The organism is Sphingomonas sp. Ant20 (genome assembly GCF_000783375.1).
Taxonomy (GTDB): domain Bacteria; phylum Pseudomonadota; class Alphaproteobacteria; order Sphingomonadales; family Sphingomonadaceae; genus Sphingomonas; species Sphingomonas aerolata.
In genome coordinates this window covers 22109-35148 of the sequence record NZ_JRVI01000005.1, presented here as the reverse complement: position 1 = coordinate 35148, position 13040 = coordinate 22109, and the positions used below count along the sequence as shown (strand labels likewise).

Annotated in this window: 9 protein-coding genes and 1 pseudogene; 7 read left to right on the top strand and 3 right to left on the bottom strand. The window is 64.4% G+C overall.

The features are described from left to right. The first annotated feature begins 31 nt into the window (after positions 1 to 31). The 5 genes and pseudogenes from NI18_RS01515 to NI18_RS01500 all read left to right on the top strand — a co-directional run bounded on the left by NI18_RS01515 (position 32) and on the right by NI18_RS01500 (position 4553). Positions 32 to 1051 (top strand): tryptophan 7-halogenase, encoded by a 1020-nt coding sequence (locus tag NI18_RS01515; protein WP_084214935.1) that lies wholly within the window; start codon positions 32 to 34, stop codon positions 1049 to 1051. Further along, positions 1048 to 1467 (top strand): tryptophan 7-halogenase, encoded by a 420-nt coding sequence (locus NI18_RS01510; RefSeq protein WP_037527572.1) that lies wholly within the window; start codon positions 1048 to 1050, stop codon positions 1465 to 1467. Before NI18_RS01515 ends, NI18_RS01510 begins: the two co-directional genes overlap by 4 nt. Then, positions 1464 to 2183 (top strand): annotated as a pseudogene (locus tag NI18_RS26205) (FAD-dependent oxidoreductase); the annotation flags it as partial. The gene NI18_RS01510 and the pseudogene NI18_RS26205, both read left to right, overlap by 4 nt. Then, positions 2180 to 2902, top strand: coding sequence for a tryptophan 7-halogenase (locus tag NI18_RS26200; RefSeq protein ID WP_347574780.1), 723 nt, complete (start codon positions 2180 to 2182; stop codon positions 2900 to 2902). The pseudogene NI18_RS26205 and the gene NI18_RS26200, both read left to right, overlap by 4 nt. A gap of 73 nt (positions 2903 to 2975) precedes the next feature. Then, the gene (locus NI18_RS01500; RefSeq protein WP_052148912.1) at positions 2976 to 4553 is read left to right on the top strand and encodes a tryptophan halogenase family protein; all 1578 of its coding nucleotides are present in this window, start codon (positions 2976 to 2978) and stop codon (positions 4551 to 4553) included. On the opposite strand, the gene NI18_RS01495 is transcribed toward NI18_RS01500, so the two are convergent. The 3 genes from NI18_RS01495 to NI18_RS01485 all read right to left on the bottom strand — a co-directional run bounded on the left by NI18_RS01495 (position 4516) and on the right by NI18_RS01485 (position 9825). After that, positions 4516 to 5535, bottom strand: coding sequence for a cupin-like domain-containing protein (locus NI18_RS01495; RefSeq protein WP_037527568.1), 1020 nt, complete (start codon positions 5533 to 5535; stop codon positions 4516 to 4518). The genes NI18_RS01500 and NI18_RS01495 overlap by 38 nt on opposite strands. A 161-nt stretch (positions 5536 to 5696) precedes the next feature. Next, on the bottom strand, positions 5697 to 7250 hold the full coding sequence (locus NI18_RS01490; protein ID WP_081874375.1) for an alpha-L-fucosidase: 1554 nt from the start codon (positions 7248 to 7250) through the stop codon (positions 5697 to 5699). A 178-nt stretch (positions 7251 to 7428) separates the two neighbouring features. Then, positions 7429 to 9825 (bottom strand): TIM-barrel domain-containing protein, encoded by a 2397-nt coding sequence (locus NI18_RS01485; protein WP_084214933.1) that lies wholly within the window; start codon positions 9823 to 9825, stop codon positions 7429 to 7431. Positions 9826 to 10066: 241 nt separating this feature from the next. Here NI18_RS01485 and NI18_RS21945 point away from each other — a divergent pair, with 241 nt between their 5' ends. Further along, a complete protein-coding gene (locus tag NI18_RS21945) occupies positions 10067 to 10936 on the top strand; it encodes a TonB-dependent receptor plug domain-containing protein (RefSeq protein WP_157840468.1) in 870 nt (289 codons plus the stop codon). Continuing rightward, the gene (locus NI18_RS01480) at positions 10852 to 12861 is read left to right on the top strand and encodes a TonB-dependent receptor (RefSeq protein WP_052148910.1); all 2010 of its coding nucleotides are present in this window, start codon (positions 10852 to 10854) and stop codon (positions 12859 to 12861) included. Before NI18_RS21945 ends, NI18_RS01480 begins: the two co-directional genes overlap by 85 nt. Positions 12862 to 13040 lie beyond the last annotated feature (179 nt).

Sequence of the window (13040 nt, the reverse complement as noted above, 5' to 3'; positions counted from 1 at the left end):
GTTTACCCACGGAAACGGTGTCAGTCACATCATGGTCTGCGGTGGAGGACTTGCCGCCTGGATGACGGTGGCGACGCTTGCGCGCCAGCTCCCGGACACGGTGCGGATCACGCTTGCAGAGATCGATAGGGATCACCGCTGCGCCGACCTTTTCTACGGCACCGTCTCCGGTCCAGGCAGCTATGCGTTCAACCTGGCGGCCGGTGTCACCGAGCCCGCTCTCGTACTCGGCAGTTCCGCCGCCTTTTCCTGGGGCAGCAAATATGTGCACTGGGCTGAAGGCGGGCGATCCTGGATCCAGTGCTTCAACCTGACGCTGCCGGTGATCGACGGCGTCCTGATGCACCAGTATCTGGTACAACAGGGCATGACGCGGCTCGACCCGTTTCTTCTCGGTGCCGTCGCCGGAAGCCGGGGCACGTTTGCGCATCCCCCGCGATCACCTGGTGCTGCCGGTCAGCAGCCGCTGGCGCGTGCGGAATATGGCTACCATTTCGACCCGGCAAGCCACGCCCGGTGTTTCGCCGCCGCCGTACCGCCCGGCCGCATCCACCATCTGAAGGGGGCGCTGACCCGGGTCGCGGTGGGCGACGGAGCGATCACCGGCATCGCACTCGATGGTGCCGACATGGTGACGGCCGACCTGTATCTCGATTGCAGCGGACCGTCGGCCGAACTTCTATCCCGGCTCGATCCCGCGTGGCTGGGCGGGCGCGCGCTGCAGATCTCCGCAGACGACGTGGCCGAGGCCCGGCTTGGCCCGCCGGTTCGCAGCGTTTCGTTTCACGACCAGGGCTGGGCGGCACAGACCCCGCTGCGTGGGTCGACGCGATCGCTGACGGTCTCCGATGCAACTGCGTCGTGCAACGCGAGAGGCGGGCTGAGCGCGTCTGCGACGCTCGGGCGGCGCCGTCGGGCCTGGGCGGGGAACTGTGTCGGTATCGGGCACGCGGCCGGCATCGTCGAGCCCCTCACACCGGCGCCCATGATGCTGCTCGAACGCGACATCGAACGGCTGATGACGCTGATCCCCGTTTCGACGCGTCGATGACCGTCGAAGAACGCGAATATAACCGCAGGCATGGCGAGGATCACGATCATGCGATGCGCTTCACCCGCGCGCTTCTCGAAACGTCCGCCCTGCCGGACAGCGATTTCTGGCGCGCGGCACGCGACGCGCCGGACGCGGAACTCGAGCACAAGCTCGCGATGTTCGCCGAACGCGGGTTGCTCGTCTCCTACGATCTCGAGCCCTTTCATCCCGAGGACTGGCTGATCATGCACTTCGGTATCGGGCGACGTCCGCGACGCCATGATCGCCTGGCGGACCGCGCCGATGCCAAACGGGTCCGCCACTATCTCGACGATGCGGCACAGCAAATCGCGACTGCCGCCGCCGCGTTGCCGTCGAACCACGTCTATATGACGCAGCTGGAACGCTATCTCCGCCAGGATCCACGAAAATGACGCAGGCCCCCCTAGGATCCATCGTCATCGTCGGCGGCGGCTCAGCCGGCTGGATGACCGCCGCCGCGCTTTCCAGCCTTGTCGAAAGCAAGGACGTGTCCATCACGGTCATCGAGTCCGATGCGATCGGCACCGTGGATGTCGGAGAAGCCACCATTCCGGACATGCTAGTCTTCAACCAGATGCTCGGCATCAGCGAAGCCGAGTTCATGCGTGCCACCGAGGCGACGTTCAAACTCGGGATCGAGTTCGTCGACTGGGGTCACAAGGGCGACCGCTACATTCACCCCTTTGGCCAGCACGGTGTCGACATGGAGGGGATCGACTTCCACCAATATTGGCTGCGCTTGAACAGGGATGGCGGCACTGCGCCGATCGAGGACTACAGCCTCTCCGCGGTTGCCGCCGGCGCGGGTCGCTTCGCCTTGCCTGACCCGAACCCGCGATCGGTGTTCTCGCATCTTCGCTATGCCTATCACTTCGATGCGACGCTGTACGCGCGATATCTGCGGCGTTACGCCGAAAAGCGGGGCGTCAAGCGCATCGAGGGCGTGGTGAAAGAGGTTCACCGGACCGCGCAGGGCGACGGCATCGCCGCCGTGACGATGGACTCGGGTGCGAAGGTCAAGGGCGACTTCTTCTTCGACTGCACGGGATTTCGCGCGCTGCTGACCGGGCAGACGCTGGACATCGATTTCGTCGACTGGAGCGCGTGGCTGCCGTGCGACAGCGCGCTGGCGGTGCCGAGCGCACATGTCGGCCCCCCCCGCCCTATACCCGGTCCACAGCGCGCCCCGCCGGTTGGCAGTGGCGGATCCCGACACAACGCCGCGTGGGCAATGGCCATATCTACAGTCGAAGCTTCATGGACGATGACGAAGCGGAGCGGGTCCTGCGCAAGGGGGTCGAGGGCGCGCTTCTCGCAGAGCCCCGCGCGATCCGTTTCAAGGCCGGGCACCGGCGGCAGTTCTGGCGCGGCAATTGTATCGCTATCGGGTTGGCGGCTGGTTTTCTGGAGCCGCTTGAGTTGACGTCGCTGTATCTGATCCAGGAAGGGATCAGCCGCTTCATATCGCTTTTCCCCAACGGGGATATTCCCGATATACTCAGAGTAGAATATAACCGCTACATGCAGAAGAAATTCGAGCAGGTGCGCGACTTTATCGTGCTGCACTATGTCGCGACGAACAGGGACGATACGCCGTTCTGGCACTATTGCCGGACCATGAGCGTGCCGGACAGCCTCCGGCACAAGATGGAATTGTTCCGCGAAACGGGGCGCATCTTCCGCTATGATGACGAGCTTTTTGCCCGCCCGAGCTGGGTGGCGGTGATGCTGGGCCAGGGAATCATGCCCGAACGGTGCGATCCGATCGTCGCGGCGCTGCCCGCGCGCGACGTGGCGAACAGCCTGCAATCCATGGCGTCGCGATGAAGGACGCTGCATCGCGCATGCCGACACATGCGAGCTTCATCGCGCCTACTGCGCCGCGACGGAGGGCTGAGCGATGGACGAACTTGCCATTCGCAGGATCGTTGTGGTCGGTGGCGGCACCGCCGGCTGGATGGCGGCGGCTGCCCTATCCCGCGTCCTGGGTCGCGCGGTCGAGATCGAGCTGATCGAATCAGAGGCGATCGGGACGGTCGGCGTCGGCGAAGCGACCATCCCGCACCTGCAATATTTCAATAGGCTGCTCGGGATCGACGAGGACGACTTCGTCCGCCGCACGGCCGCGACGTTCAAGCTGGGGATCGAGTTCGTCGATTGGGGTCGCATCGGCGACCGCTATTTTCATCCGTTTGGTACCTATGGTCAGGAAATGGAGGGTTTGCACTTCCATCATTTCTGGCTTCGTCAGGCCCAGCTCGGCGGGGCCCTCGAACTGGACCGATTCAGCATCGGCGCCGATGCCGCGCGGGCCCAGCGTTTTCAGCGTCCCGACCACAGCCGCGCCGGCTCGCCGCTCGGGACGATCAGTTACGCGTTCCAGTTCGACGCCTCGCTCTACGCCCGCTACCTGCGCGAGCGGGCCGAGGCCAGTGGCGTACGGCGCACCGAAGGGCGCATCGTCGATGTCGCCCTCGACAGCGGCAATGGTCATGTCCAGGCGGTGACACTGGAGGACGGCAGCCGCGTTGCGGGCGACCTGTTCATCGACTGTTCGGGCTTTCGCGGCCTCCTGATTAGCAAAGCGCTTGGCGCCGGCTTCGAGGACTGGAGCCATTGGCTGCCCTGCGATCGCGCGGTGGCGCGCGCCTGCCGCCGGACCACCGACCCGCTTCCGTACACCCGCGCCACCGCCAAGGCGGCGGGCTGGCAATGGCGCATCCCGCTCCAGTCCCGCACCGGCAACGGCTATGTCTACTGCTCCGATCACCTGAGCGATGATGAAGCGCTCGCTGGGCTTAACGCCGCGCTTGACGGTGATCCTCTGTCGGAACCGAACTTCCTGAAGTTCAAGGCCGGCGTCCGGCACAAGGCCTGGGACCGCAACGTCGTCGCGCTCGGTCTGGCGAACGGCTTTCTCGAACCGCTCGAATCGACGTCGATCCACCTGATCCAGTCGGCAATTGCGCGCCTGCTCACCAACTTTCCGGACCGTCGTTTCAACCAGCACGACATCGACTATTATAATCGCCGCACGCGTGTCGAATATGAGCAGGTGCGCGACTTCATCATCCTGCATTATGCCACCACGACCCGCGATGACTCCCCGCTGTGGCGGTACTGCCGAAGCATGGCGTTGCCCACGTCGCTCGAAGAGCGCATCGCGATATTTCGCGAGAATGGCCGACTATATCGCCACGACAATGAACTGTTCAGCGAGACGAGCTGGCTCGCGGTCATGCACGGGCAGGGGCTTGTTCCAAGGCGCTACCATCCGCTCGCCGATCTGCTGCCCGAAGGCGAACTCGACAAGCGCATGACGCACATCGCAAATGCGATGCGGCTGGCGGTCGACCGTATGCCCTCGCACCAGCAGTTCCTTGACCAGATCGGTCGCACTGCGGCCTGCGTCCGGCCGGCAGCGGTGACGCCGGGAAGGCTTATCGCGCGCCTAGTGCGTGGAGGAGATACTGCTTGATGCGATCCGTCCGCGATGGCGACGCCGCCCCGAGCACGCCGCGTGCTGCCTCGGGCAGGTGATCGGCCACCCGTTCGGCCGCGTCGTCGAACGCATAGTGATCGAACCATTTCCGCCATACCGCGCGTTCGCGCGGCGGTAGGTCGCGTACCGCCATCAGCGCATGGATCATCGCGGTAAACGGGCTCGTCGCCTCGTGCCCTTCGGCCCAATAATTAACCAATATGTTGAGCGGCTCGTACGAGCGCACATTATGCCACCACAGTGCCGGAATGAAGATCGCGTCGCCGGGCCCAAGGTCCGCGACCAGCGCATGGCGCATCGCCTCGGCAAAGCGCGGGTAGCGTTCCAGGTCGGGTTGATCGGGGTCGACCATGCTCGCCGGCTGCCCCGCCATCGTATGATCGAGCGGCCCAACATAGAGATTCTCGAGCTGCTCGGGTGGGAACAGGAGGAAGCGGCGACGGCCCGCGACGACGCACGCCAGGTTCGCCGATCCGTCGTAATGCGTCGAAATCCGCGTCGCGTTGCCGATCCACACCCGCGCCTTCGCGCCAGGCAGCGTCAGGTCGAGCGGGTTTGCCTCGCTCCAGCCGGGCAGGAGCTGTCCTGTCGGCGCAGACCCAGCATAGAGGACGGGCGCCGCGGGATCGTTTTCAAACCGAAGCAATTCCGACAGCAGCAACTGCAACGGAACCATCTGACGGTTGAAGTTGAAGCCCTGGACGGCATCGTCGTAGAAGAAGCGGCCTTGTATCTCCGGCCGCCCCGCCATCACCTGAACGGGGACACCACCGTCGAACTTCTCCATGTATTGCGCTGCGCTCCGGGCACCGCCGCTTGCTGCCGCAACCGACGGCCAGGTGGAGACTTGAGCACGCAGGACTACCGGTTCACCACGGTTGAGGATTTCGGCTTCGAACGTTGCTGAGTCCACCCGCGCACGCTCGGCAAGCGGGCGCGCCCAGTCCAGATTGCTCACCCCTCGTCATCCTTTCATCCCGCCCCGCCAATAAGTTTGGCGCTGCGCTACCCAGGTTTCTCCGGATATAACTGGCTGCGAAGCTGGTGGCGACCGCGTATTCTACCTTCGAACGCCCGCTCGAGGGGGAGCAATGGCCGAGCACCGAGAAACCCGACGCCCTAGATCAGGCCGCGGCCCTCAATTTTCACGACCGGAACGAAGCCGTCGCCGCGGTCGGCGGGCATTGCGAAATGCAGGCCGTGCGGGTCGCGGCGGTGCGCTATGCGGTCGCCGCCGAGCAACGTTACGCGCTCGACGACGCCGTCGGCGAAGCGGTGGCGTGCGAGCGCCTCGATCGTCACGTCGCCGCGTGGCCAGCCGAGGAACAGCGCATAGAGCGCGCCCTTGTTCGTGGTGAAGCGCACGTCGCGCGGCGTGAACACCCCCGACGACTGCTCGTTCTGCATGCCCGTCTGCAGCTTGGTCGGGCCTTCGCCGTAGATCCGCCATGGGCGCGAGCCGAAAATCGCCTCGTCGTTGATCGCGATCCAGCGGCTCATCCCGTCGAGGATCTTTTCCTCCTCGCCGTCGATCGAGCCGTCGCCGGGCTGCGGGATCGAGAGCAGCAGATTGCCGTTCTTGGACACCACGTCGGCAAGCCGCTGGATGACCTGCTCGGCGGTCTTGTAGCTTTTGTCGTTCAGGCGCGCGACATTGTAGAACCAGTCGCCGATACATGTATCGGTCTGCCACGGCTCGTCCCACAGATGGTCGGTGAAGCCGCGTTCGACGTCCTGCACCAGGCCAAACCGGGCATAGGGCTTCAACTGCTTGGCGGTCAGCACGACATCGATCTTGCCGTGCCAGGCGATCGACCGATTATAGTAGTCCGCCGCCGCCTGGAGCCCGATCGGGCCGAACGGCAGCTCGTAATCGTCGAAATAGCAGAAGTCCGGCTTGTACTTGTCGATCAGGTCGGTCTGCCGCAGCAGCCATTTCGCGGCATAGGACGGGTCGTTCGGCGGCGGGGTCTCGATCCACTGGCCGTCATGCGCATCGTGCCAGGCGTTCATCGCGGCTATCGTGTCGATGCCGTTCGGCAGGACCGCGTGCGCGCCCGTATAGAGCTGTTGCGGATCGAGCCCGTCCCACCAGGTGCCGTGGCCATCGGCGGCCCGGAGCGTGAACGCGTCGTAACGCTGTCCCTTGCGCGGCCCGATCGGATCATAGCCATAGGCGGTCTGATACCAGTGCCAGCTATGCGCCGCATGGTTCGAGACGCCGAACTTCAGCCCGGCCTTGCGCGCGGCCTTCTCCCAGATGCCGACGACGTCGCGCTTCGGCCCGACGCGCAGCGAATTCCAGGCGTGATAGCGACTGTCGTAGCAGTCGAGATTGTCGTGATGATTGGCGAGCGAGACGAAATATTTCGCCCCCGCCTTGGCATAGCGGGCGATCAGCGCGTCTGGATCCCAGCGCGCTGCGGTCCAGCGGTTCATCACCTCCATCATCCCCGATCGGGTCGGATGGCCATAGGTCTTGAGGTGATGTTCGTACGCTGGATGGCCCTGCAGGTACATGAAGCGCCCATACCAGTCGCCTTGCTCGGGTACCGATTGCGGGCCCCAATGCGACCACAGGCCAAGCTTGGCATCACGAAACCACTCGGGGTAGCGATAGTGATCGACCAGCGACTGCCACGTCGGCTGCACCGGGCCCCGCGCCAGCCCCATCGGGCTCTGCGCGAGCGCATGGGTTGCGGGTCCGAGTGCAGCTATACCGGCGAGCACCGACCGACGGCTGAGGTCGCTGCTCACGGGGTTGCGACGGATCTGACGGGCACGCCGTCAAAGCGCGCGTGCGCTGCCGTCGGTAACCCGGTCAGGAGCCGTGCGGCGACGCGGCTACCGATCACTTCGGTGCCACGATCTGGACCAGGGACCCGGCGTCCTGCCCGGTCGGCAGCTTGCCCGACGCGGTCAGGCGCCGGCTCTTGTCGTCCCAGCGGAGGGTCGCCTTGCGTCCGCCCTTGGTCCGATAGTCATTGGTCACGCCATCGTCGTCGTAGAGCGCGAAACTGGCATCCGCGCCGGGATAGACGCGAATGGCCTCAAGCGACTGCGCCGTCGCGGTGCTCGGGACCTGGACGCCCATCGGGATGATCGACCCGGCGCGCACGAACAGCGGGATCCTGTCGATCGCTGCGTTCGCGGTGACGGTCTGCCCACCGGTAAAGCGCTGGTTGGTCCAGTAATCATACCAGTCCGCCCCGGCTGGCAGATAGACCTGGCGGCTGGTTTTGCCCTGTTCGGTGACGGGGGCAACCAGGAAGGCGGGGCCGAACATATACTCATCGCCCATGTCGGCGACGTTGGGATCGTTCGGGAAATCCATGAACAGCGCGCGCATCATCGGCGCATTGCTCTCATAGGTGTGGCGCCCGAGCGAATAGATATAGGGCATCAGCGAATAGCGCAGCTTCAGGAAGTTCGCGAGAACGGGCTCGGCCGCTGTGCCATATTCCCAGAGCGCAGTGGCGGGGCGCTGGCCGTGGATCCGCAAGGTCGGCGTGAACACGCTATAGGCGAACCAGCGCGTGAACAGCTCGGGATAATCCGCATAGTCGGGCGCCATCGCGGTCGCGCCCGCCGGATCGAGCAGCACCGGACGGGTCGCCTTGGGCCCGTTCGGCCACTGCCAGCCGCCGATGTCGCTGCCCCAATAGGCCATGCCGCTCGCGGTGAAGCCGAGCCCGGCGGGCACCTGCCGGTGCAGCGCCTCCCAGGTCGACTTGATGTCCGACGACCAGAACAGCCCGCCATTGCGCTGGGCGCCCAGATAGGCGGCGCGCGACAGGATCAGGTTGCGCATCGTGGGGCGATCCCGTGCCGACCCGTCCGCGACGCTCATCGTGTGGAGCAGCGGGAAGACGTTGTGATAACGGTCGCCCGAGCCGATCGAATAGAAGCTGCCGTCGGGCACCAGATCGGGCTCGGTCTCGTCGAGCCAGAACCAGTCGAAGCCCTGGCTGGCGATATTGTCGCGGATTCGCTCCCAGAACCAGTTGCGCGCATCGGGGTTGGTGCTGTCGAGCAAGGCGCCTGCACGATCGGACCGGATCGGCAGTCCGTCGACGGCGTTGCCATCCTTGTCCTTCAGCAGCCAGGACTTGCTCGACAGCAGATTAAAGTAGCGCGATTCCTTTTCGAACCGCGGCCACACGCTAATGATCGAATGCATCCCCATCGCCTTGAGCTTGTCGTTCATGCCCTTGGGGTCGGGGAAATAGGTGCGGTCGATGTCGAGCTGACCCATGCGCGACCAGTAGAACCAGTCGAGCACCATGATGTCGAGCGGCAGGCCGCGGCTGCGATACCCGTCAGCGATGCCGAGCAGTTCCTTCTCTGTCTCGTACCGCGCCTTGCTTTGGATAAGCCCGAACGCGGCCTTTGGCGGCAGCGGGGTCGTCCCGGTCAGCGTGGCGTAGCCGGCATAGATCTCGTCGGTGGTCGCGCCCGTGATGACGAAGAACGAGACGCGCTCGCCGACTTCCGACTGCCAGTGCGTCGCACTGTGGAGGCCGGGGGACACGACGGTCGAGGATGGATTGTCCCAGACGATGCCATAGCCCTTGTTGGTGACCATGAACGGCACGCAGACCGTCTCACCTGCGGGCGCATCGTAATTGTGGCGGCAGTCGATCGTGCGGCCGCGCAGGTCGAGCTTGCCTTCCTGGTTCTGGCCCAGCCCGTAATAATGCTCGTCGGCGGGGGAGGCGAAGCTTGCACCGACGCGGAACGTCTTTTCGCCGTTGACGGTATGCGGCCCCATCTCCCACCCGGTCATCTGCGTCAGCATCGTGCCGTCGGGCTTGCGGATCGTCACCGACACCGGCGGCAGCGATGGCGCGAAATAGCGTTCCATCTGCGTGGGGGCCTTGGGCCAGGGCTTGGCATCGACCGAAAGCGACAGCGCGGCGGACGTGAAGATATCGGCGCCTGCATCGTTGCGGTGCGTCCAGCCTGCGGCATTGGGCTTGGCGTTGGGACCGTCGCCCGGGGGGGCGTCGACCTGCCCGCGGTCGGTCGCGATCGTCACGCGGACGATGTTGGGGGCATAGGCCTCGATCGAAACCAGGCTGCCGTTGCGATCGACCGTCGCGATCGGCGCTGCGAACCCGCTCGTCGCAATCGTCGCCAGCGAAACCCCAACGGCAAATCGCGCGATCAGGCGCGACCAGCTCGGCGATACCGTGCTTCGGGAATCGTCGGACGGCTGCGTGACGACACAGGCTGGGGCGATATGCATCGAAATCCTCTCCGCGGGTCTGTGCCCGTTGTGGTACCGCAAACTTCGCCAAAGCGGCAAATTTGTCGTATAATTGCAGGTCTGGGCTATAGATCAACCGAATTCTCCGCCAAAAATATGACTTGTCAGACAATTCGTCGATTGATACCGATACCACACTTCGACCGCAGAGCGCTTCATGGCTCAAAATGCGGCACAAATTTCGAGCGGTGGTCCGTTCGGTATCCTGGGGAGATGGTGTTTGAACCGCGTAAAATTCCGTTCGGCTTGTGTGCTCAAGGCTCTGGCAAGCGGGGCATCTGCCCTCGCAATTGTCTCGGCATTCACGGTAGCCGCGAGCGCCCAGCAGGCGCCCGCTATCGTCCCCGACACGGCCGAAGAGGTTGCCCCGTCACCGATCGATCAGGGTGCGCAGGCGGGAACCGTCGCACCGAGCGGGGACGTTGCGAATGCGAATGCGGATGCGGACATCGTGGTCACCGGGGTCCGCGCCAGCCTTCGGAGCGCACAGGCGCGCAAGCGCAACGCCAGCCAGATCATCGATTCGATCGTCGCAGAAGACATCGGCAAGCTGCCCGACAACAACGTATCCGAGGCGCTGCAGCGGATCAGCGGCATCCAGATCGAGCGCAACCAGGGCGAGGGCAGCCGGATCGCGATCCGCGGCCTGACCCAGGTCCGTACCGAGCTGAACGGTCGCGACTATTTCACCGCGGGCGACGGCCGCACGATCAGCCTTGAGGATATCCCCTCCGAACTGCTCGCTGGGATCGACGTCTACAAGAACCCTGCCGCCGACGTGATCGAGGGCGGTCTGGGCGGCACGGTCAACCTGCGCACGCGGATGCCGTTCGACTTTTCGAAGCCGACGATCAGCGGCAGCGCGCGTGTCACGCATCACGATCTGGCGGACAAGACCAAGACCTCGTTCTCGGGTCTGATCACCGACACCTACCAGACCGGTTTGGGCGAGATCGGCTTCCTGCTCAACGGATCGCTCCAGCGCGGCGCTATCGCACCGATGCCTTGTCGATCGAGCCCTATCAGCTGCGCACCGGCATCGTCGATCGGACCGGCAATGGCAGCACGGCTGATGCCGCCGACGCGGTGATCGTGCCCAACGGCGTCGGCCAGTTCAACAATGTCGGCGATCGCCGCCGCATCGGCATTTCCGCGGCCGTCCAGTGGAAGCCTGCCGACAATCTCGAAGTCTACGGCCAGTTCGACTATGCCAACTACAAATTCAACCAGGTCGGCTATCTCGTCTACCCGTTCGGCCGCGGCGGTGCGCCCATCACGCCGGGGCCGGCGAGCAGCTTCTCGTTCGACGAGAATGGCGAGTTCCAGAGCGGCACGTTCCAGAACGTGTTCGTCGAGGGCAATACCTATCGCAGCGATCGCCGTTCGAAGACCGCATCCTATTCCGGCGGGCTCAAGTTCAATCCGTCGAGCCAGCTCACGCTGACCACGGATGTCAGCTATGTCGACAGCCGCACGAAGACCGAGTTCTTCGCGCTCGGCGTCGGCAGCGACCAGCCCAACACGCTCAGCGTCGACATTACCGGCAAACTGCCCGTGATCGGCGTGACCGGGGCAGGGTCGCCCAGCTTCCTCACCGATCCGGCGAACTTCTCCTATCTCTACATCCTCGATTCCAGCAGCCGCAGCCACAACGACCAATGGTCGGTACGGCAGGACGTCGAATATGAGACGGATGGCGGCTTCTTCACGTCGATCAAGGCGGGTGTGCGGTACACCAAGCTGAACGCGGTCGTCGAAAATCCGGTGTTCGGCTATGTCGACCTGTTCGATACGCCACGCGTGCCGCGTACACCGCTCTCGGCGATCCCCGGCTATTACAACCCCGTGCCGGTGAAGAACTTCTTCCGCGGCGATGCGGCCGGGCTCGGCAGCTTCCTGATCCCGCCGTTCGACGTGATCCGCGGCGATCTGAACGCGGTACGCCAGACCTTCGCCTCCTATTATCCCAATGGCCAGGTCGCCGTTCCGGAATATCTGCCGACCGGTCGCAACGACGTCTCGGAACAGACGATCGGCGGCTATTGGGTCGCGCGGTTCAAGTCCGAGACCATTCTGCCGTTTGACGGCAATCTCGGTGTGCGCATCGTGAATACCAAGACCAACGTCGCCGGTTTCCAGACGCCGTCGGGCGGCCCGACCATTCCGATCGACCAGACCAACAGCTACACCTCGGTCCTGCCGAGCCTGAACATCCGCTTCCCGATCACCGAGACGCTGCAGCTGCGTCTGGCCGCGTCGAAGGGCCTGACGCGACCGGATTACAATCTGCTCAACTCGGTCCTGACGTTCGATCCCGTCAGCCGGCGGGGCTCGTCGGGCAATCCCGATCTGAAGCCGCTGCGCGCCGATCAGCTCGACGTCTCGTTCGAATGGTATTTCAACAAGACCAGCTCGGTCTACGCGGCCGCATTCTACAAGGCGGTCAACGGCTTCATCGCGCGCGTGGACGATCCGGTGGTGATCGACGGCACGCAATATCAGATCAATCGGCCGGTCAACGGCGCGAACGGCAAGATCAAGGGGTTCGAAGTCGGCTATCAGCAGTTCTTCGATTTCCTGCCGGGGCCGCTGTCGGGCTTTGGGGTGCAGGCCAACTACACCTATGTAGACTCCAAGGCGCCCAATCCGAGCGCCGGTGCGATCCCCGGCGCGCCGATCTCGGTGCCGCTCGAGGGGCTGTCGAAGAACAGCTACAATCTGGTCGGCATCTACGAGAAATACGGCCTGTCGGCGCGCGTCGCGTATAACTGGCGCGACGATTACGTCCGCACCACGTCGGCCAGCGGGACGGGCAATCTGCCGATCTACGACCGGGCGTTCGGCCAGCTCGACGCCTCGATCAGCTACGACGTCACGCCCAACATCACCGCGTCGGTGGATGCCACCAACCTGCTCAACACGCGGCGTGAGACGTTCTTCGGGTTGGACAGCCGGCCGCGCGACTATTCGGTCGTCGATCGCCGTTTCGGCGCGACGCTCCGCGTAAACTACTGACCGGCCGAAGCCCGGGGGGCTCGAAAGACTCCCGGGCTTCAGGTGCGATCCCGTGTGCTGTCGCGACCCGAACCTGTAGCACAGCACCGCGATCGGCGACGTGGGGTTGCAATGCCCTCACCAAGGCGCCCACCAGTGTCCGACTGATGCGAACGCCAGCATTGACGGTGCAACGAACG

Bases quoted from the DNA above. Each gene is read 5' to 3' on its own strand.
- NI18_RS01500 (WP_052148912.1), top strand. From the start codon at position 2,976: ATGGACGAACTTGCCATTCGCAGGATCGTTGTGGTCGGTGGCGGCACC.
- NI18_RS01485 (WP_084214933.1), bottom strand. From the start codon at position 9,825: ATGCATATCGCCCCAGCCTGTGTCGTCACGCAGCCGTCCGACGATTCC.
- NI18_RS01490 (WP_081874375.1), bottom strand. From the start codon at position 7,250: ATGGGGCTGGCGCGGGGCCCGGTGCAGCCGACGTGGCAGTCGCTGGTC.
- NI18_RS01515 (WP_084214935.1), top strand. From the start codon at position 32: ATGGTCTGCGGTGGAGGACTTGCCGCCTGGATGACGGTGGCGACGCTT.
- NI18_RS01510 (WP_037527572.1), top strand. From the start codon at position 1,048: ATGACCGTCGAAGAACGCGAATATAACCGCAGGCATGGCGAGGATCAC.